General features: G+C 72.3%; 14 protein-coding genes. 9 read left to right on the top strand and 5 right to left on the bottom strand.

Translation table 11 applies throughout. The features are described 5' to 3' along the window. Positions 1-34: 34 nt before the first annotated feature. The 9 genes from E9549_RS04705 to E9549_RS04665 all read left to right on the top strand — a co-directional run bounded on the left by E9549_RS04705 (position 35) and on the right by E9549_RS04665 (position 10,562). Positions 35-1,615 (top strand): hypothetical protein, encoded by a 1,581-nt coding sequence (locus tag E9549_RS04705; RefSeq protein ID WP_225232359.1) that lies wholly within the window; start codon positions 35-37, stop codon positions 1,613-1,615. Beyond that, complete coding sequence (locus E9549_RS04700; RefSeq protein WP_097197035.1) at positions 1,612-3,126, top strand: SCO6880 family protein; 1,515 nt, start codon at positions 1,612-1,614, stop codon at positions 3,124-3,126. Before E9549_RS04705 ends, E9549_RS04700 begins: the two co-directional genes overlap by 4 nt. Beyond that, on the top strand, positions 3,123-4,631 hold the full coding sequence (locus tag E9549_RS04695) for an ATP-binding protein (protein WP_097197036.1): 1,509 nt from the start codon (positions 3,123-3,125) through the stop codon (positions 4,629-4,631). The genes E9549_RS04700 and E9549_RS04695 overlap by 4 nt, the downstream gene beginning before the upstream one ends. After that, a complete protein-coding gene (locus E9549_RS04690) occupies positions 4,628-5,782 on the top strand; it encodes a M23 family metallopeptidase (protein ID WP_097197037.1) in 1,155 nt (384 codons plus the stop codon). Before E9549_RS04695 ends, E9549_RS04690 begins: the two co-directional genes overlap by 4 nt. Before the next feature lie 67 nt (positions 5,783-5,849). Continuing rightward, positions 5,850-7,763, top strand: coding sequence for a type IV secretory system conjugative DNA transfer family protein (locus E9549_RS04685; protein WP_097197038.1), 1,914 nt, complete (start codon positions 5,850-5,852; stop codon positions 7,761-7,763). Then, positions 7,760-8,338 carry a hypothetical protein gene (locus tag E9549_RS04680; protein ID WP_097197039.1) on the top strand — a complete coding sequence of 193 codons (579 nt, stop codon included), beginning with the start codon at positions 7,760-7,762 and terminating at the stop codon, positions 8,336-8,338. Before E9549_RS04685 ends, E9549_RS04680 begins: the two co-directional genes overlap by 4 nt. 119 nt (positions 8,339-8,457) lie before the next feature. Continuing rightward, positions 8,458-8,817, top strand: a complete 360-nt coding sequence (locus E9549_RS04675; protein ID WP_236825402.1) for a hypothetical protein — start codon at positions 8,458-8,460, stop codon at positions 8,815-8,817. Positions 8,818-8,925: 108 nt separating this feature from the next. Then, positions 8,926-9,222, top strand: a complete 297-nt coding sequence (locus E9549_RS04670; RefSeq protein WP_097197041.1) for a hypothetical protein — start codon at positions 8,926-8,928, stop codon at positions 9,220-9,222. 2 nt (positions 9,223-9,224) lie between these two features. Next, a complete protein-coding gene (locus tag E9549_RS04665; RefSeq protein WP_097197042.1) occupies positions 9,225-10,562 on the top strand; it encodes a hypothetical protein in 1,338 nt (445 codons plus the stop codon). On the opposite strand, the gene E9549_RS04660 is transcribed toward E9549_RS04665, so the two are convergent. From E9549_RS04660 to E9549_RS04640, 5 genes are all read right to left on the bottom strand, one after another. Beyond that, positions 10,556-11,389: a DUF5710 domain-containing protein gene (locus E9549_RS04660; RefSeq protein ID WP_097197043.1), complete on the bottom strand. Its 834-nt coding sequence runs from the start codon at positions 11,387-11,389 to the stop codon at positions 10,556-10,558. The two genes, E9549_RS04665 and E9549_RS04660, sit on opposite strands and share 7 nt — an antisense overlap. A gap of 82 nt (positions 11,390-11,471) precedes the next feature. After that, positions 11,472-11,882, bottom strand: a complete 411-nt coding sequence (locus E9549_RS04655; protein WP_097197044.1) for a hypothetical protein — start codon at positions 11,880-11,882, stop codon at positions 11,472-11,474. 9 nt (positions 11,883-11,891) lie between these two features. Next, positions 11,892-12,584: a DUF433 domain-containing protein gene (locus tag E9549_RS04650; RefSeq protein ID WP_097197045.1), complete on the bottom strand. Its 693-nt coding sequence runs from the start codon at positions 12,582-12,584 to the stop codon at positions 11,892-11,894. A gap of 141 nt (positions 12,585-12,725) precedes the next feature. Then, positions 12,726-18,224 (bottom strand): MobF family relaxase, encoded by a 5,499-nt coding sequence (mobF, locus tag E9549_RS04645; RefSeq protein ID WP_236825407.1) that lies wholly within the window; start codon positions 18,222-18,224, stop codon positions 12,726-12,728. A 752-nt stretch (positions 18,225-18,976) separates the two neighbouring features. After that, the gene (locus E9549_RS04640; protein WP_135095141.1) at positions 18,977-20,032 is read right to left on the bottom strand and encodes an Eco57I restriction-modification methylase domain-containing protein; all 1,056 of its coding nucleotides are present in this window, start codon (positions 20,030-20,032) and stop codon (positions 18,977-18,979) included.

Raw genomic sequence — 20,032 nt, 5'->3', positions numbered from 1 at the left:
GCCACGACGGCGTAGTCGGGTCGGGCCCAGAGCTTTGGTCGTCGTTCTGCTGGCGGCGGCGGGATGGCTGGCAGTCGCCGCTCCCGCATTGGCCGACACGGCGGTGGTGGTCGCCTTCCCGGCCGATCCGTCATCGGCCGAGGACGCGTTGTCGTGTCTGCCGACCAACCCGTTCTGCGTGATCGGTGAAGCGGCCGGAGCCGTGGTCGCCGACGTGTGGATCAGCGCCATGTTGTCGCTGTGGGAGGCCGGGCTGTGGCTACTGGGCCTGGCCTTCTCGGTGATCGACGCGCTCGCCACCCCTGACCTGTCCGCAGGGGGCCCGCTGGCCGGGGTCTATCCAGTGACCTTCGGCATCGGCGCGGCCGTGGCTGCGCTGATGGCCATGGTGCAACTCGGTGTCGCGGCGGCACGCCGGGACGGGCAGAGCCTCGGCCGGCTGCTCATCGGCCTGCTGCAGTTCGGGCTGGTCTGGGTCAGCTACGTCGGCATCGCGGCGCTGCTGGTCACCGGCGTCTCCGGGCTGATCACCGCCTTGCTGCGCAGCCTGCTCGACATCGACACTCTGGCCGCCTTTGACCCGTCGATCAGCGTGGGCCGCGACGTGGTCAACGGCACGGTTGCCACCGTTCTCGGAGTCAGCTCCATTTTCCTCCTGGTGCCGGCCAGCGTCGGCTACCTGCTGCTGATGCTGGTCCGCGAGGCGGCGTTGATCGTGCTGGCGGCGACCTCGGCCATCTCGGCCGGCGGCCTGTTGGCACAGTCCTCGAGCGCCTGGTTCTGGCGCAGCCTGCGCTGGTTCCTCGCCGCACTGCTGGTCGCCCCGGTCGCCGTCCTCATCCTTGGTGTCGGCGTCACCATCACCGAGGGCATCGTCACCGGAGCCGAGGAAACGAGCACAGAGGCAGCGGTCGGCATGGCGGTGGTCGGCTGCCTGCTGATTCTGCTCGGCGCGATCTGCCCGCTGGCGCTGTTCCGGCTGCTGGCCTTTGTCGACCCCGGTACCTCCAGCGGCGCGGCTCTGCGTTCGTCCCTGGCCGCCTCTGGCGGAGTCATGGGCGCACTGGGCAATCTCGGCGGGGGAGGTGGTCGTGCTGCGGGGGCCGCCGCTGTCGCCGCCTCCGGTGGGGTTGCGGCCTCCGGAGCCGCGGCAGAGCTGGTTGGAGACCGCGCGCAGGGGGAGTCGACCGCCGACGCCGCGACCAGTGGTCGCTTCGCCGGCGCGCTGCGTGCGCTGACAACGGGCACCTCCACGGCCGGCCGTCTGGCCGCTGGGGTGGCCGCCTCGGCGGCCGACGTCCTCTCCGGAGCTGGCATCGGACACACCGCGCCCTACTACAGGCAGTCAGTTCGGGGCCGGGCTTCCGTGGCGGGAAACGGGCACGCTCGCGCAACCGCGCTCTCACGACAGGACGACGCGTCGCCGCGTCCGGACGGGGACGGCCAAGACCCCCTGACTCCTGATCCGCTGTGGTCGTCCCTCGCCGACGGCGCAGCGGCTGTTGGCTGGCCCGCGGAGCGGGCCAACGGCGCCGGACGCGGCGGGTCTCCCCAATCCGACCTCCCCGCTCCGCGGGGGCGGCCTGACTCTCCTGCCGACGACGGTGCCGCATGAGCGCACACCGCTACGGCGAGTACGCCAAGGACGTCTCCGGTTGGTTCCTGGGGATGACCGGCACGCAGCTGGCCTTGGTGACGCTCGCCGGCGTTCCGGCGCTGCTGGCCCTGAACGGCCAGGCCTGGGGGTTGTTCGTCGGCTGGCTGCCGGTGTGGGCGCTGCTGGCCGCCGTGCTGCTGGTGCCTATCCGGGGCCGTGCCGCCGGCCGCTGGTTCGGCGACCTCTGTCTGCACGCGATCGGAGGAGCCATGGGCTGGGCGGCGTTCGGCTCACGGGCCGGAGCGGGGACGGCCGACGACCTGTCCGAGGCCGACCTGCCGGGAGTGCTCGCCGGAATCCGCACTCACGACGGGCCGCCCTTCGGGCAGCTGTTCACCCGGCCGGTGATCGTGCAGAACTGCGCCGCACGGACCTGGGCAGCGGTGGCGTCGATTGCCCATCCCGGCATCGGGCTCGCCGAGGCGGGCGAGCGGGACCGGATGGGCGCCGGCCTGGCCGAGATGTGCGAGCTCGCCGCCCGCACCGAGCTGATCGACGTGCTCGTCCTGCAGGTGCGCACCGTGCCCGACGACGGCGCGGAGCGCGCCGCCTGGGAACGCACTCACACCCACCCCGACGCGCCGACGCTCGCCGCGCGGGTCAACGCGCTGCTGGGCGCAACGCTGACGCCGGCCGCGGTACGGACCGAAGCGTTCGTGACCGTCGTGGTCGGCGAGGGACGGATCGCCCGGGCGGCGAGGGAGTCCGGCGGGGGCGTGGACGGCCGGGCCCGGGTCTTGCACTCGGTGATGGCAGAGGTCGAGGCCGCGCTTCGTGGACCCGTCGGCTGCACGACGGTGTCCTGGCTCGACTCCGCACAGCTCGCCGCCGCGGTGCGCACCAGCTTCGCCCCGGGTGACCGTGGCGAGCTGGTCGCCGCCGACCTGGCGGCCGCCTCCAGCCAGCAGTTGGCCACCGGGGTGCCGATGGCCGCCGCGGCACCCACGATGGCGCGCGCCGAGGTGCGGCACTACCTGCACGACGCCTGGGCGTCGGTGACCGACACGATCCTGCTGCCCGACTCCGGTGCGGTGCTCGGCGCGCTCGCCCCGGTGCTCGTGCCGACGGTGGCGGGGGAGCGGCGCTGCCTGACCGTCTTCCTCGACCCGCTGCCGCTGACCCGGGCGACCCGGGTGGTCAGTCGGGAGCAGATGAGCGCCACCACCGGCAACGAGATGCGCGCCCGGATGGGTTTCCGGCAGCGGGCCCGGCAGCGGCGGGACACCGAGCGGGTCGGTGCCGCCGAGGAGAAGCTCACCGCCGGCCGTGCTCTGGTGCGCGTCGCCGCGGCGGCCTGCGTCACCGTGCCGGCGACGTGGCCGGTGGTCGAGCACGGCCGCCGGCTGTCCGCCTCGGTCCGGGCCGCCGGCTTCGTGCCGCTGCGACTCGACCTGGCGCAGGACTCCGCCTTCGCCGCTGCCGCCATTCCCCTCGGCGTTGGGCTGCCGGACCGCAGAGGCCGACGATGAGCCGCCGTCCCTTCCGCCGTGGCCGGGACGTCGCTGTCCTGCTCGACGACTTCGGCCACCGGCTGCCCGCCGTCCCCGCGATCGAGACCGCGGCACGGGAACGGGGGCCGTTCACCCAGCTGGTGCCCCGCCGCGGCCCCCGCGGACGTGGTCGTGGCCGAGCGGCGGCGCTGGCGCCGCTGTCGGTGTGGCGGATGACCTCGGAGCAGACGCCGGTGGTGTGGCCCCTGATTGCCACCTCGGGCCTACCGCCCACCGGCGCACAGATGGGACTCGACCTGCTGTCCGGCGGAGCGTTCTACTGCGATCCGGTCGGCTGGGTCACCGACGACGATCTCCCGGTCACCAACCCCAACGTCGTCGTCTTCGGCAAGCCCGGCCGCGGCAAGTCCGCCACCGTCAAGGCCTTCGCGCTGCGGATGCTCGCCTACGGCTATCGCACTCTCATCCTCGGGGACACCAAGGACGAGTACGAGCCCCTCTGCAGAGCACTCGGCGTGGAGCCGTTCGTCATCGGTCACGGCCTGCCGACCCGGGTGAACCCGCTGGCCTTCGGCCCGCTCGGGTACGGCTGGGACCGCCTCGACGCCGCCGAGGCCCGGCGCCGCGAGGCGCTCCTGTTCGCCCGGTGGCTGGTGCTGCTGCGCGGCCTGATCGGCTCGCAGGCGGTGCCGTTCGGCCCGGTGGAGGAGACCGCGGTCGGGGAGGCGCTGCGGCTGCTCACTGGCTACCGCTCGGGCGCCACCCGGCTGACCGAGCCCACCATCCCGCAGCTGTGGCGGGCACTCGACGAGCCTCCCGACGAGCTCGTCGCCGGCTGCCGCTACGCCGACCGGCGGCACTTCATCGACGCCACCCGCACTCTCCGCGACGCTCTCGGCGCCCTGGTCAAGGGCTCCCTGGCCGGGTTGTTCGACGACCACACCACCATCGCCGTCGACTGGCGCGCCCCGATCCAGTCGCTGTCGCTGTCCCGGGTCGAGCCGCTCGGTGACCAGGCCGTCGGCATCGCGCTGACCTGCCTCAACTCCTGGGGCCAGGCGATGCGCGAGATCGCCGAGCCCGGGGACCTGCGCATCGTCATCCGCGACGAGACGTGGCGGCAAATGCGCCTGGGTGCCGAGGCGATGAAGAGCCTGGACGCCAACCTCCGGCTGTCCCGCCGCGACGCCGACGTGCAGATCCTGCTGGCGCACAAGCCCTCCGACATGCTCACCGCCGGGGACGCGACCTCGCAGGCGGTCGCCATCGGCCGCGACCTGCTGCACCTGTGCGACGTCAAGGTCCTGCACGGCCAGGACCAGGCCATCGGCGACGAACTCGGCAGCCTGCTCGGCCTGGCCCCGATAGCCCAGCGGGTGGTCACCGGCTGGGCCGTCGCGGGCAAGGGCCGGGCACTGTGGCTGGTCGGGGACCGGGCGTTCAAGGTGCAGACCGTCCTCACCGAGCCCGAGCTGCGGCTGACCTACACCAACGAGGCCCTCACCGCCGGGGGAGCGCGATGAGCGGCGCGGCGGAGCGCGCGGCGCGGGCGTGGCTGTGGAAGGCCGCCGCTCCGGTCGCCCTCCCGGTGCTCGCCGGGCTCACCCTGTTGCTAATCCCGCTCGCCGTTCTGGCCGCACCCGACCAGCCAGCGGCCGCATCGTCGCGCTGCTCGATCGGCGGCACCCGGGGCACCGTCGCCGGCATCGAGCTGGACGCCGTCCAGATGGGTCACGCGCAGACCATCGTCGCCGTCGCCGCGGCGCAGGGACTCGACCCCTATGCGGCCACCGTGGCGCTGGCCACCGCATACCAGGAGTCCCGGATCCGGATGCTGGCCAATGACGGCAGCAGCCCCGAACTCACCGCCGAGCAGGCTGCGGTGACCGCCACCAGCCTCCAGCACGCGCACGACGGCCTCGGCTCCGACCACGACAGCGTCAACACCTTCCAGCAGCGCTGGATCGCCGGCTGGGGCACCGTCGCCCAGCTGATGGACCCCGTCTACGCCGCTGCGGCCTTCTACGACCGGCTGGTCGAGGTGCCGAACTGGCGGACCATCCCGCTCACCCAGGCAGCCCAGGAGGTGCAGGTCTCGGCCGCGGGCGGCGCCTACGCCCGCTGGGCGCCGTTCGCGGGCGAGCTGACCGGCATGCTGTGGCCCACCGCCCAGGCCATCGTTGCCGACCCTGCTCGCGGGGCGTCCGGCGTCTGCCCGAACCTTCCGGTGCCCGCCGGATCCTGGATCCGGCCCACCGCCGGTCAGGTCACCTCCGGCTCCGGGCCCCGCTGGGGCACCCTGCACGCCGGCGTCGACATCGCCGGCCCCCGCGACAGCCCCGTCTACGCCGCCGGCGGCGGCACCGTCATCACCGCCGCCTGCACCAGCGCCTACTGCGACCGTGACGGCGGCCTGGGGCTGGCCGGCTACGGCAACCTCGTCGAGCTCGACCACGGCGGCGGGGTGACCACCCGGTACGGGCACCTCTCGACCTACACGGTCAGCGCGGGCCAGCACGTCGGCGCCGGGACGCTGGTCGGCTTCCAGGGATCCACCGGCAACAGCACCGGTGTCCACCTGCACTTCGAGGTCCGCCAGGACGGCGCGCCGCTCGACCCGGTTCCGTGGCTGGCCGATCGCGGCGTGGACCTGAATGCGTCCAACCCGGGCTGACCTGCTCGTGCCCCCTTTTCCGACCCACAGGAGGAGCCATGCACCGGACGCCGTACGGACGGCGGCGATGACCGGCGTCGGCGCGCGCGCAGACGTGGGCCCGGCGAGCTGGGAGGTCCCGGCTGCAGCCGTCAGCGCCTGGCTGGCCGCTGCTGCGCTGCTGCTGCCTGTCGGCCGCGGAGTGGCCGCGGTGCTCGACGGCGGCGGCTGGGTCTGGCCGACCGACGGCGCCGCCCTGACCGCCTCGATCGGCGGCCTGCTGGTCGGGGATCCGGACACCGGCCTCGACGCGAGCCAGGCGGCGGCGCTGCCCGGCACCCCCGCCGTCTACGCCGTCATCGCGGTCCTGCTCGTCGCCTTCCTCGTCGCCAGCGGAGGTGCCGTCTGGGCCGGACGGCGGTTGCTCGGGACGCCGAGCGGAATGGCCGACCGCAGCCAAGTCGAGCAGGTGCTTGGCCGCTCCCGGCTGCGTCGCGCCGCTGCCGTGGTCCGGCCCGACTTTCCCACTTCCGCGGGTCGAGGCGGGCGGTCCCCCGAGTCGGATGGCGTGGGCTGGCGGCTGGGCGTCTGCGCCGTCCCCGCCGGTGGAGAGCTGTGGGTGCCCTTCGACCGGACCACCGGCATCTACGGCCCGCAGGGTTCGGGCAAGACCCTTGACCTGCTCGCACCGGCGCTCCTGGACGCGCCCGGCGCGGCGCTGGTGACGCTGACCAAGGCCGAGGACCTGCTGCTCACCCTCGACGCCCGCGCCGACGGCGGGCGGCCGGTCGCCGTGTGCGATCCGTTCGGCTCGGTCCCGGGCGTGCCGGAGCTGGTGTGGGACCCGGTCGCCGGTTGCGGAGATCCGATGGTCGCCGAGCGTCGGGCGAAGGCGTTCACCGCCGGCACCGTCGCCGGCGCGGTCACCGGGGGGATCTCCGACGGCGCGGCCCGCTTCTACGCCTTCGAGGCGGCCAAGGTGCTGCAGGCCTACTTCCACGCCGCCGCGCTGACCGGTGGCACCGTCGAGCACGTCCTCGAGTGGGCGGCCCATCCGCAGGCCGCGACCGCCCCGGCCGACATCCTGCGGGGCCACCCGCAGGCCGCGCCGTTGTGGGACGGGCTGCTGCACGGCGCCATGCAGGGCGACCCGCGCACCGCCGGGAACACCGCCACGACCGTCCAGCAGGCGCTGGCCTTGTTCTTCCAGGCCGACATCCGCCGCCGCTGCACTCCCGGGCCCGGCCGGCCGGCCACCGAGGTTGCCGGTCTCCTCGCTGCCGGCGGCACCGTCTACCTGCTCGGGCGCGACGACCCCTACGCCTCCGCGTCCCCGCTGCTGACCGCGCTGGCCGAGCACGTCCTCGATACCGCGCTCCAACTCGCCGCCGGCTCGCGGACCGGCCGGCTGTGCCCGCCGCTGCTGGCCTGTCTGGACGAGCTGCCGTCCACCGCGCCGCTGCCCACTCTGCGCACTCGCATGGCCAACGACCGGGCCCTGGGCGTGAGCTACATCTACGCCGCCCAGACCTGGCGGCAGCTGGTGTTGCTCTACGGCGAGCACGAGGCCCGGGCCCTGTTCGGCCTCACCAACGTCGTGATCGCTTTCGGCGGCGGCAAGGACGGCGATTTCTACCGCGAGCTCTCCGAGCTGATCGGCCGGACCCGCGTGCGCCGCTCCTCCTACAGCTACCGGGGCGCCGGCTGGGCGCGGTCCACCCACGGCGAGGACACCCCGGTGCTGCGGCCGGAGGAGATCCGCTTGTTGCCGCCCGGCCGGGCGCTGGTGCTCGCAGAGAACGCGCCGCCGCTGATCGCCCGTCTGACCCGGTGCCTCACGGGGCGCCGGGGCGCCACGCTCTTGGCCGCCCAGGCGGCCGCCCGCGACCGGGTTATGGCCGCCCGCGGCCGCGGCACCGGGGGAGGGGAGCGCCCCCGCCGCCCCTCCGAGCCGACGGCTGAAGCCGCAGGGACCATGCCCGCGAGTTGGGAGGTGTCGTGACCGAGATCCTCCTGGCGCCCCCGTTTCCGCGACCGCCGCGCTGGGTCCGGCACGCGCTGGAGATGCTGCGGCAGGCCGAGGTGTCCGGGCTCGAGCCATCGGCCTACGGGCTGCTAGACCGGCCGTGGGACCCGGCGACCTGCTCTCCCCAAGTGCGCCGGGAGCTGTGGTCGTGGATCGACGACGTCGCCGGCTGGCTCAACCACACCTACGCCTGGCAAACCGCGCACTTCGTCCCCTCCTGCTGGCCGGCCCACCCGGCACTGGTCCGCGAGCTGGCAGTCCTCGCGTGCATGCGGGCCGCGGCGGCCGACGCCACGGTTCCCCATCCGATGGAGGAGTGGCACCGCTACGCCCTGCCCGGCTTCTACGCCCGCATGAACGAGCGACAGGGCCTCGGCTGCCCACCCGGCCGACATGTCGACTGGCCGGCCCGCTCCTGGGACGCCGACTACCGCACTCCGTCCGCCGTCGCGGAGCGGCGCCGCCGCTTCGACGCCGACACCGGGGCCCAGTCATCTGACGGGGCACCGGACACAGTCACACTGGACGACGGCGAGGGAGCTACCCGATGAGTGCTGCTCCGCGCCCTGACCGGTCCGACGACTGGGTCGCGCTGCTCGGCGGCGTCCGGGTCAGCCGGCAGTGGATGACTCGCCACACTCCGGAACTGCTGGCCGCGTGGTGCGAGGCCATGCCCGAGGCCCGGCGGCGCGCCATCGCGGCCGAGATCGTGCGCGTCGCCGCCGAGATGGAGAGCGAGCCGGTCGGCCGCCGGGACGACGAGCCTGCAGACCCGGCGTGGGAGGCCGTCGCCCGGCGGATCGATCCGCGCCTCCTGGACGGCCCGGACTGGTGGCCTCTGTCCGCCGCCCTCACCCGCGCCGCGGCCGCCGGCTACGACGTTGCCGCCGGGCTGCCCGGCCTCGCCGCCGCCCCGCTTCCCGACCGGCATCCGGCGCGGGAGTTGCACTGGCGACTGCTCGACGACTGCCCGGCCGCCTTGCCCGTTCCCGATGCGGACGGCGGCCCAGCCACGCCGCCGCCCAGATGACCGGTCGTAAACAGCCCCGCCGCGATCCACAGGTTGATCGCCACATCCCCACTCACCGGCCGCGGCGACCCAGCCTCGGTGCAGTCCACCAAGTGAAGGAGAGCCGCCGTGACCGTCGAGGCGAGCATCGACCCGCTCAGCTACGCCGCCTCCCTGCTCGACGCCGTCGGCGCCGACCGAGAGCAAGTCCCCGCACACATCGCCCTGGAGTGCATGCAGGCCGCGGAGCTCCTCGAGCTGGCCGGTGGGCACGCCGAGCCTGTCCCACTGGTCGACGACGACCCCCGCGCCAGCATCCGCGCGGCTATGGGCGCGCTCGGCCTCGTCGACCAGGAGGCCTTCGCGACTCGCTACGTCATCGACGCGGCCCGCGCAGCCCGCCGCGCCCTGCGACAGCTGCGTTGATCATGGCCACCAGCCTGCAGCAGCTGCTCGACGCGCTCGCCGAACGCACCGCGGCGCCGACCAGCGTCGCGGCGATCGAGGACGTCACCGGAGCGATGGCCCACCTCGGCCGCGCCATCGCTGGCATGACCCAGGACGGGCTCACTGCTGGCGTCAGCCGTCGGCAGCAGACCGCCGCCCAGATGACCGCTGCCTGCACGACGGTGGGCCGGCTCTGGCCGCGCACCGGAGGACCGCTGACCGACCTGGCCGGCGCCGCCGCCGACGTGATCGGCCGCGACCGCGCCAGCATGGGTCGCGGCCACCGGTGGGCGGTCACCGTCGAACTTGCCGAAGCTGCCGACCACTGCGCCCGGCTGGCGCACCGGCTGCTGCCGCAGGCTGCGGTCGCCGAGCTGGCCGTCGTCCGGAGGCTGGCCGCAGCCGTCGAGCGCGACGCCCAGGCCGACCCGCCGACGGCCAACGGCGCGGCCGTCCTCGATCGCCTGGTGCCGGTGTCCGGCCTGCCACGAGCCGGCGAGAGGCTGACCGCAGTCGATGCCGCAGCGGCGCTGACCGCGGCGGTCGACCGATCCCTGCGCAGCGAAGGCCTGACCTTGCGCGACTTTCGCGCCGCTGTGGCCGCCGCCGAGATCACCAGCGACTGCGCCTCGTCCGTGCTAGCTGCCGCCTCGGGCGACGAAGGCATGCGGCCCCTGCTGGCAGCCGTCGCATGGGAACTCACGGGCCGAATCAGCATGACCTTCGACGACGGCCACCGAGTCGGGCCCACTGACCCCCACGGCGTCGTTCCTTGGGCACGCGCCCTCGCCGACACGCTGCGCAACGACCTCGGGTCCAACGCCGACCGCGGCGCGCTCCGCGACCGGGGCGACCTCCCTCGCCTGACCCGCACGGTCCAGCAGGTGACCAACCAGCTTCCCGTCCTCGCCGACCGACTCGCCGCGGCCGTCGACCGTTGGTCACGCACCGGTCAGCTCTACGCCGCCGCCCGCGACCTGCCCCGCATGGACAACATGCCCGACGACCGGGTGCGGGACGTCATCGCCGGCCGCCGCGTACAGGCCCGCGGCGCCGACCTTGACCGCCTCGGTCGCGCGGTCGCCTCGGCCACCGCGCTGTCGAGCAGCCTGGCCGACGCCGTGAACCGTGCTGCACCCGCCGCACCTACGAGCCAGCGCCACCTCGCCGGGCTCTACGCGCAGCGCGCTCGAGCGCCCGGCCCGGGCGAGCGACTGCTCAGCCACGCCGACGACGTGGCCAAGGCAGTCGCACGAGCCCGCTGTGCGCAAGGGATCAACACCCCGGCGCCGGGCGCAGGCGGCCCTGGCCGCTACTGACTAGTGAGAGCTCCGCGAATACGCGCCCACAGCTTTCTGCGGGGCGGTTCGGGTGCGGAGGGGCCTTCGTCGTCGCATCGGTACTCCGCGGCGGTATGGCTGCCGTGTTCCCCCTGTATCGACGTGGGCAGGAGCGGCATCTTGATTGCCAGGCGCGTCGCGCTCTCCTCAGTCCGACGCCCGGGATCGGGGGGCTCGACCACCCTGATGCCGGCGTTCGTGAGGATGCCCAGGTCGAGCCGCCACTCATGGGTCGACCGCTTCTCCCAGAGTGCGAAGGCGCGGTCGATGTGGGCGTCAGCTTCGCCGGGTGACCAGCCGTTGACCGCCCGAAGGTGGGCGGTCGCTTCGGCGGAGGTGCCGGTGACCTCGGCGAAGCCAAAATGCGTCGCCCGATGGCAGGACCAACACAGGGCGATCAGGCGCCGCAGCGTCTGCGTGTAGGTGCTCTCGTCGTACTGCCAGCGCTCGTGGGCTTCCAGTCGCTGACGGTCAGTGCCGCGTGGAGCGCCGCAGGCCTCGCAGCGGTGCCCGGCCCGGCGGTAGACCATGGACCGGAGCGCGTCCCACTGGCCTTCGTCGACGCAACTGCGGACGTTGGTGAACCAGCAAGTCGACGGCACCAGGTCGACAAACAGACCTTGGCCGAAGCTGCGGTCCTCCCCGGGCAAGAGCTCGGGTATCCGTGATTCCCAGCGCGCGAGCTTCGGGAGCAGTGCCACCTGAGGCGCATACCAGCGGCGAACGTCGGGATCCCATCGGGCACCGGCTGCCTTGGCAGCGTCCTTCTCGGCGTACGGCACGTCGAGCCACAAGCGATCCGGCATCGGTACTCCGTACTTACTCGGGGTGCCCTGACTATGCAGCCGGGTACCGACATGACGGTTGCCCCCATTCGGCGGGGGCTTCTCAAGCCAAAGGCAACTCCCTTACTGACCGTTCGGTGATGACGTACCACCATGGCCCTGGGCCCCTGGTGTCAACGATCTCCTCGATGTCGTCCCACCGGCGAACCATCCACGTCAGCCAACCCCACGTCGTTTCATCCCGCTTGCCGCCGATCCGGAAGACACGCAGGCCCGACTCCCGGATCAAGTGCACTTCGGCCGGCCGGGTACGCATTCGCCTGTCCCGGCCAATGGCGATGAGGCCTCGCGCCGCCACAGCTGGCATCCAGTCGGGGTCCAGCGTGCCGTATGGGCATTCGGGGATCAGTGGATGGCCGACATGAACGGTGTCAAAGCGCGCGGCGGTGAGAGCCTTGCCGAGCCCGAGCGCGCTCTCGTCCACGTAGAAGCGCAGACGTTCGCGATCGGCCACCACGAGACGTCAGGCGGCCGCGCGCTTCAGCTCGTACCGGACCGCGGCGTCGACGAGCGAGCGATTCAGCTCGTACATGTCTGCCACAGAGTCAGGCGTTTCTCCCGCACGGATCAGCTCTGCGATGACCTCAGTAGGGACGTTGCGAACAACTGGCTCCCCGTAGCCGCGAAGCGGATCGACCTGTACCTCAGCGATGTCCGGCATGGGATGCAGTAGTCGGGGCTCAGGAACATCGCCGTCTGTCCACTCGAGCGACCCCCGGAACGACTCGGCATGCTGAGACCAGAGAAGACGCTGGTTGCTCCTCACCACGACGAGCTGCAACGCGCTGTCGAGGCCGACCTCGTCTTGCACCGCTCGGACCAGTTCCTGACCCTCCGCGTACAGCCAGGTCCGCGCTGAGGCCAGCGGATACGGCGTTTCGAGCTCTCGGCGCAGGCGTTCCACCGCTGGCCGCATCCGGATCATCGGCACCCCGGCGTCACGGAACTCCGCGAGCAACCGAGTCTCTACAAACTCGCCCCACGTGGCGGTGTCCTCGTTGGTCCGCTCCTGCCTGATGACCGGCGGATACGACTTGGCTCCGCGGTTGTAGCCGTCGATCCACCGGCGGGCTGTCCCGCCATGAAGACCGAGGATGCGATCGACCTGGGCCATCGAGTACACCGGGCGGTCCACCAGCCGGGCGACTCGGTTCATGAGCGCATCTTGTCAGGGAGGTATGACCGAGCGCTGGACAAGCGGCATGCGGCGCAGGACTGTCACCCGACAGTGATGGGACCCAGACCGTGGCGCGTCCTCCCGGCTGCCGGGAGTGAACGCGTCCCGGAAGCCGAACCTCTACCGGGGTTGGTGCAGCTCAGGTGGCGTGCTGTGGGACGGCCGTCCCGTCTGACCCGGCCGCTGAGGATCCGCGTATGGGGGCGTTGAGCGGTGCGCCCGGTGTGGACCAGTCGGGGTCCTGCGAGGCGCCGAGGTGATCGGTTCGGTGTCGAGCACGGCCTTGTGGACGGTGCCAGGCGGCACGCCGAGAGCCTCGGTGACCCGGTCGATGTGTGCCAGCCACCGGCTGGGTGGCAGGGCGACGATGGTGGCGCTGACGTCGTGCAGTGCTGCGCGGAGAGCTGCGGGGCTCCTGTCGGAGAGCGCGGCGGTAAGGCGGGCGTCGAGAAGGTTGTCGGCGAGGCTGCTCGAGGCGTCGATGGCCCTCCGTAGCGCGGTGGCCCCCTCGCGGTGGAAGAGGTCGGCGGGATCGAGCCCGTCGAACAGGGCGAGTCGGCGCGGGTCGTCCCCACGGGTGGAGAGCTGCCAGAAGATGCGCTCTGCGGCCTGCTGTCCGGCGGTGTCGTCGTCGGTGGCCACGAGAATGCCGGGGCCGTGGAGGCGTATGTAGGGGCCGAGGAGGTCTGCTTGTCGGTCGGTCAGGGCGGTCCCGAGGGCGGCGACGCCGACGGTCTGTTCGCCACCGGCCAGAGTGAGGGCGATGGCGTCCAGCGGTCCCTCGACGAGAGCCGGGGTGGCTCCCGCGGCCAGCGCAGCTCGGCTCTCATGGAGCCCGAACAGGTGCTCGCCCTTGCGGTACAGGTCGGTGCCCGGGGTGTTGAGGTACTTGGGTCCGGCGCGTCCGTCGTCGGGTGCGGTGGGGTTGCGGCGGGCGACGAAGCCGACGATGACGCCGTCGCGGCTAAAGATGGGGAAGGTGAGCCGGTCGCGAAACCGATCGATCAGCGCTCCGGTGCGAGCGCGGAGGGCGAGGCCTGCGGCGAGCAGCTCTTGGTCGCTGGCGCCGAGGCCGCGCAGGTGGTCGACGAGCGCGGTCCAGCCGGCGGGGGCGTAGCCCGCGGTGAACCGGGGATCGGCGGTGAGGTCGGTGCCCAGCCGGTCGTGCAGGTAGCCCGCTGCCCAGGAGTGGCGGTAGTGGTCGCTGGAGAAGGCGGCGGCCTGGGCGTTGAGCTCGATGAGCCGGTCGCGGCCAACGATGGCGGTGGCCCAGAAGTGTTGCTCGAGGAGGTAGTCGGCGTCGTCGGCGACATCGACCCCGCCGGTGACGGTGAAGGGGTCCGGCGTGCGATACCGCGGCGGCCACGCCGGCGGAGGGGTGTCGTAGTTGGGGTCGAATGGCGCGTCCTCGTCGCAGGGCAGCCCGTCCGCCGGGTCAGTGGTGGCGGTCTTGGGTGCGTGCACGGGCGGCAGTAGATGCGCATCGTCGGGGGGCTGCAGATCGGCCGGCAGGGGTTCGGGGTCGTGCACGGGGGCCGGGTCGGTGAGGGCGGCGATCTGGAAGACCAGCGCCTCGGCCAGCCCAACCGCGTCGTCGGTCACTGCGGGCGGCAGGCCGGTGAGTGCGGCGGTGAGCAGGTCGGCGGGACGCCATCCGTTGCGGGTGCCGGTGGTGACCGCGGTGACCAGCGCCGGCCACGCCGGGTCGGCCAGCACACCTTGGGCCTGCTGGTCTGGGAGCAGGTCCAGCAGGGTGGTGCACCAGTCGGGGCGCGGTCCGGCCGTGCCCGGCCCAGCGGGAACGCTGGCCGGGGCGACGTGGGGTGCCATCCGCCACCACAGGGCCGCGGCGGGCAGGTCGTCGGGCAGGGGACGTTGTGCAGCAACGGCGGCGAGCATGCCGGCGGCATCTAGACCGGCACGGTCGGCGGCGGCCAGCCGGTCGCGGAGTGCCGGCCAGTGCTCGTCGCGGCGGATGCGGGGGGCGATGCCGTCGGCGAGGGCGGACCACACGGAGCTGTCCCGGGTGGGGCCGGTAGCGGTTACGGCCTCGTCCAGGCGTGTCTGAGATTGGCGTTCCGCAGCCTGCCGCCGGGGCGGTCCGGTGGGGCGCCGGTCGCTGTCGGGAACACTGAGCGCGGCGCGCCAGACGGCGAGGTCCGCACGCAGCGACCCGTGATCCGGGCCCAGCAGCGGTCTCGCCCAGGTGGGCGCGGTGGCCGCGGTCATGCCGGCGCTGTTCTCTCCGACCCGTGCCGCGCAGGCGATGACGTGATTGGCGCGGGCGGTCAGATAGGGCCCCCAACGCGGATCGTCGACCAGTGCCGCCGGTATCCCGGATAGCCACCGCAGCGGACCTGCCGGACCCGACACGGGCAGCCGGTGATCGAGGACGGCAGCGGGGTCGGTCGCCGTCTCCAGTTCCCGCGCTTCGACCGTCGTCCTCAGTACGGCGGCAGGGTCGCAGCCTTTGAGTGCGAGCAGCGCCAGGTGTCCGCGCAGCGTCGGCCACGCCGGCGCGGCGGTCAACCCGGCGTGCAGGCGCTCGGCGGCGTTCTCCAGTTCTTCTGCAGTCACGGCACCCAGGCGGTGGTCGGCGGCGACGTGTAGCGCGTCGGCGTACCGGGTGGCGGCCTCGTGCAGCAGCTCGGCCGGGTCAGCCAGTGCCCGGCGGGCGCCGGCCGCGGAGGTCTGGGCGCCGTCGCGGGCGAGCATGCCGACCAGCAGGTCGGTGGCCGTGGGCGGGGACACGGCGGCGGGGGTGACGATGCTGTGCGGATCACCGTCGCCGATGGTGGCCAGGTATAGGTGGTTCGCGGCGCGCCCCCGGGACAGCGCCACATAGAGCAGCTGCCGGGACTCGGTGCCGCCGAGAACGGTGTGGCAGACCTCGGCGGTGACGCCCTGGGCGCCGTGCACCGTAGTCGCGTAGCCGAGCTGCACGTGCTCGGCGACGTAGCCCGCCGGCAGGCTGATCCGCCGTCCGGTGTCCGTGTGCACGACGTCGAGGGAGCCGTCGCCGCCGACGGCCCGGACGGCGAACCGGTCACCGTTCTTCACCCACTCGGTGGCAGTGATCGGCAAATGCCGGTTGTTGGTGCGGGTGATGATGGGGTCCCCAGCGCCGACCCGGGTGCCGTCTGCCAGCTCGACCTCCGCACCCGGCGAGGAGGCGGCGCGGGTCAGCCGGTCAGCCCGCGCCCGCTGGTTCAGCTGCGCGACCAGCTCCCGGGTCGCGGCCAGCAGCAGCGCGTCCACACCGCGGTCGCGGTCGGCGGCCCAGGCGGCGTAGGCCTGCTCGGCGCAGGTGGACCGGTCCCCGACGTGGACCCGGCCGGAGTCGAGATAGAAGCCCAGCCCGAGGGTGTCGCCCTCCCGGACGGCGACGGTCGCCGCGGCCTCCGCCGGGTCATCGAAGCGCACCAACTGGGTGAGGGTGACCGCGCCATGGGTGGCGGCGATCTCGGCCAGCAGGCCGCCGGCGGCAACCGAGGTCAGCTGCTGGTGATCGCCGACCAGGCGCACCGATCCGCCCCGCCCCAAGACGTACTCGGCCGCGCGGGCCAGCTCGACAGTGCCGGCCATGCCGGCTTCGTCGAGGACCACCAGCGTCGTCGGCCCGATGCCGGCCACCCAGTCGGGTGCTTGTCCGGCCTCGAGGCACCAGACGAGCTTGGTAAGCGTCTCGCAAGGTGCACCAAGACAAGCCCGCAGCCCGGCGGTGGCCACGGCGGAGGGCGCTAACCCGAGCACCGTCCCGCCGTCGGCGGTCCAGGTGCGGGCCAGGGTGGCCAGCGCGGTCGTCTTACCAGCGCCGGCCGGGGCGAGGGCCAGCTGCATTCGGGCACCGCTGCAGGCCAGCTCACGGACCAGCTGCGCCTGGCCGGGATTGAGCTCCGCGCCGTTGGCCGTCGACTCAAGCAGCGCCAGCTCCACCGTGGCCGGATCGGCGCGGCGTCCCTCACCGCGCCCCGCGGCCGCCAGCAGCAGCGCCTCGGCGTCAAGCACCGCCCGGCTGGTGTAGAGCCGGGATCCGGCGACGGTATAGACGCTGGCCCCGTCCGAGCGGCGCAGCTCCGGCGGCTCGACCACCGGGTCGCGTTCACCGAGGGGAACGGACAGGCCGGGGGACAGCGCCTCCTCGGTGACCCGGGTGACCGCGACGTCCACCTCAGCGGGAGGCAGGGCGGCGGCCCGCACTACCCGCTCCACCTCGGCGCACACGTGCCACATCTGCCAGGTAGCCCGCCCAGCCGAGATGGTGTCCAGCACCCGGGAGGCGGCCGACTGGACCCAGGCCTCGGTTACCCCCGGGCGCGGGGACCCTCGCGCGCCCAGCACCCGGCCCAGCATCCGGTCGACGCGATTCGGGCTGCCGAGGATGGCGAGGGCTTCTCGGCGCCAGGTTGCCCGCTGCTCACCGATAGAGCGTGGCTCGTGCTTGGGGCCGCGCGTTTCCAGGGTCGCCTGCTGTGCCAGCCCGATCGCTTCCACCGCCGTGGGCGCCCGGCCGTGGTGGCGCTGGAACTCGCCCGCCAACACGCCTCGCCGGGCGTCGATGTCCCGACGCCGCGACGACCACGCGCTCAGCAGGCGTTGGTCCATGCCGACGATCTCCCGCACCGTCCGCCGGCCCGTTGTGATGCCGGGACGGTCGGTGAATCGAATCCCCAGGCGGGTGACCAGGTGCGCCTGCAGCCGGGTGTCGTAGCGCTCGGAGGCGGCGACAGCGGCCTTGTGCAGCACCCGCCCGTCCAGCGCCCGCCAGCGCCCGTCGCGGGTCTGCACCTTGTTGCTCACGGCCACGTGGCTGTGCAGGTCCGGGTCACCGGCGCGGGAGTCGCGGTGCGTGAACACCGCGGCGATCAGCCCGGTGGTCTCGACTTGCCGCACCCCGTCGGTGCCGAGCCGGGTGAAGCAGGCGCTGTCCTCCAGCCAGGCCAGGGCGTCGGCGACCGCGGTGGCATGGGCGGCCTCGATCTGCTCGGCCACCTCCCGCGGCGCCAACGCCCACAACGCCGAGACCGACTTGACCGGGGAGAAGGTCAGGTCGTAGCCGGCCACCGCTGTCGTCGCCGGCCGCGAGACTCGGGCGATGAACCCCGACAACTCACGTGCATCGCGCCAAGCGCGGCCGTAGGCCTCGGTGAACATGGTCCGGGCCAGGTCGCTGCGGATCTGCGCGCGGTCATCGTGCGGAACCGGGGTAGTGGCGGGCTGTCCGCGGGCAGCGTTGAAGGCGGCGTACCCCTGGGCGCACCGCGCCCGGAAGCCGTCGGCTCGAGCACTGAAGACGAAGAAGGCTCGCCCGAGAGATCCTGCGGCATGTGCTTCCGCCGGCGTCCGTCCGCCGGCCAAGGCGTCCTGCTCGAGCCGGTCGGCGTCGGGATGTCGACCCTCACCGAAGAGCGACTTCATCTGGTCTTCGCCGACGAACTGGCCGGCGATGACTCCGCTGAGCCCGGGCAGGCCATTGCCAGCCCACCTCCCCGGGGACTCGCCGCGCTGCGAGTAGTAGTCGCCCAGCCCGACGTGACCCCGCTCCGTGGCATCGAACGCCGCCACCTGTCGCGTGAGATAGGTGTAACCGTCCCCGGCGGTCAGCTTGTGCAGCGTCATCACGCCTGCGGACCGTAGGAAGGCGGTCTCCACTAGGACTGCCGTACTTCTCCAGTAGCCCCCGGGGCCCGGAAGCGCCGGCCAGGGCCTCGACGTTGTCCGAGTCGGGGAGTTGACACGGATCTCTGTGCGCGACGACCAAGACTTCGCTCACGGACCGCAGGCCACCACCGGGGGTGGCGCCTTCCTCTGCCCCTCGCCCGCAGACTGCCGGCGAGCAGCCCGCCGAAATGCAAGACGTGTGTCGGCTCGTGATCTTGCAGTTCTCCAGCTTCGGGAGGCGGCCAGTTCGCGCGCGATGAGACACCGCGGAATCAGGCGTGGTGGCGAGTGCGGCATGACGGGCGCGGTGTCTCTGAAGGCGGCCTATGGGACACGCGCTTCCGAAACCATGTGCGTAGAGAGTCAGTTTCTCGCCCCAGAAGTGAGCGTTGGCGCACGTTGTCTCCACATGGGACTTCCGCCCACCCCGACCGGCCGGTAGGCAAGCGATGGGGACTGCCCGGACTTCAGTTGCCTCTGTTCGGTAGGGGCGGTCAGGCCGCGTGAGCGGCCTGGGTCAGTGTCTCGAACTCGATGGGGGTCATGCGGCCGAGGGCGTCTTGGCGCCTGCGGCGGTGGTAGTGGTCCGCCACATTGTCAGCGAACACGCGAAGCGTGATCTCGCAGACCTCCGGCCACTGCTGCCCGGGCTGGTTCGAACGTGTGGGCTCTACCGGGAGCCGAAGCCGCAGCAGGCTGCCTGTTCGCCTTCACTCCTGCGGCGTGACCTTGGCCTCGATGAAGGCGATCTCCTCGGAGTCAAGGCCGTATTTGGCGTACAGCTGCTGGTCGATCTCGGCGATCGACTTCGACCAGTCGATGTCCGAGGACTTGGTGAAGTCCTGCGCCGGAACGAACTTCCAGGTGCTTCGCGGGTTGTGCTGGGTGACCTTCAGGACGCCGAGCATCGTTCTCGCGAACTTGGACTTGAGGTACTTCATGCACGCCTGCGCCTCGGCTTCGGCGTCGAACGAGCCGATGGTGATGAAGGTCTGCGTGACCCCGACACCTGGCCCAACGACCGTGGGGTTGTTCAACGCGACGCCGAAGAAGTCAGTTGTCGAGCCCGACCCGTTCGCAGCTGGGACCGAGACCTTGTACCTGTCGAAGCTGGCGGGGCCGGTGATGTAGTCGCTGCGGATCCAGCGGGCCGCGCGCCTGTTCCTAATCACTCCGAGGAGCTGCACGTACTCGTTGCCATCGCTGGGCTTCTCCGCGTGGAAGAGGAACGAGAACATCTCGAAAGCGTTGGTGTTGACCAGGGCCTGGTTGCCCTCAGGGCGCAGGGCAAGTGCCTGTTGGTGGTCCTCGTACAGCTTGGCTGTGTAGCGGTATGAGCGTGAGCTCGTGATGCCGAGGGTGTCGATGAAGGCGGATCCCGACTCCTGGACCTTGTGCAGGATCGCGTTGAGCTCGGGATGTCCGGTGAAGAACCCGATGGGGCCGAGCTTGCGCTCCGAATCGCGGTACGTAACAGCGATGCCGGCCTTGATGGGGTCCGAGAGCCCTGGGAACAGACGATTTGAGTCAGGCTCATAGTGAGCGACGCTCAGATGCTCGTCGGCCAACATCTTCTCGTTCCACGCCTTGGGCGTGAAGCCTGCGTTGAACAAGAAGCGCGCGGGCGTGATGAGCACGACCTTGCTGCCGACCTCGTACGCGGCATCCATGAACAGGTGATAGATCGGGGTGTCGCGTGTGCCCCCGCCCTGGGCCTCTTCCTGGTACGGCGGGTTGCCGATGACGACGTCGAACTTCTTGCTCAT

Source organism: Blastococcus sp. MG754426 (genome assembly GCF_021699055.1).
Taxonomy (GTDB): Bacteria; Actinomycetota; Actinomycetes; order Mycobacteriales; family Geodermatophilaceae; genus Blastococcus.
This window is presented reverse-complemented; position numbering and strand designations above follow the sequence as displayed.

Excerpts from the sequence above, each read along its gene's own strand:
- E9549_RS04700 (WP_097197035.1), top strand. The coding sequence starts at position 1,612 with ATGAGCGCACACCGCTACGGCGAGTACGCCAAGGACGTCTCCGGTTGG.
- E9549_RS04695 (WP_097197036.1), top strand. The coding sequence starts at position 3,123 with ATGAGCCGCCGTCCCTTCCGCCGTGGCCGGGACGTCGCTGTCCTGCTC.
- E9549_RS04690 (WP_097197037.1), top strand. The coding sequence starts at position 4,628 with ATGAGCGGCGCGGCGGAGCGCGCGGCGCGGGCGTGGCTGTGGAAGGCC.
- E9549_RS04685 (WP_097197038.1), top strand. The coding sequence starts at position 5,850 with ATGACCGGCGTCGGCGCGCGCGCAGACGTGGGCCCGGCGAGCTGGGAG.
- E9549_RS04675 (WP_236825402.1), top strand. The coding sequence starts at position 8,458 with ATGCCCGAGGCCCGGCGGCGCGCCATCGCGGCCGAGATCGTGCGCGTC.
- E9549_RS04665 (WP_097197042.1), top strand. The coding sequence starts at position 9,225 with ATGGCCACCAGCCTGCAGCAGCTGCTCGACGCGCTCGCCGAACGCACC.
- E9549_RS04660 (WP_097197043.1), bottom strand. The coding sequence starts at position 11,389 with ATGCCGGATCGCTTGTGGCTCGACGTGCCGTACGCCGAGAAGGACGCT.
- E9549_RS04650 (WP_097197045.1), bottom strand. The coding sequence starts at position 12,584 with ATGAACCGAGTCGCCCGGCTGGTGGACCGCCCGGTGTACTCGATGGCC.
- mobF (WP_236825407.1), bottom strand. The coding sequence starts at position 18,224 with ATGACGCTGCACAAGCTGACCGCCGGGGACGGTTACACCTATCTCACG.
- E9549_RS04640 (WP_135095141.1), bottom strand. The coding sequence starts at position 20,032 with ATGAGCAAGAAGTTCGACGTCGTCATCGGCAACCCGCCGTACCAGGAA.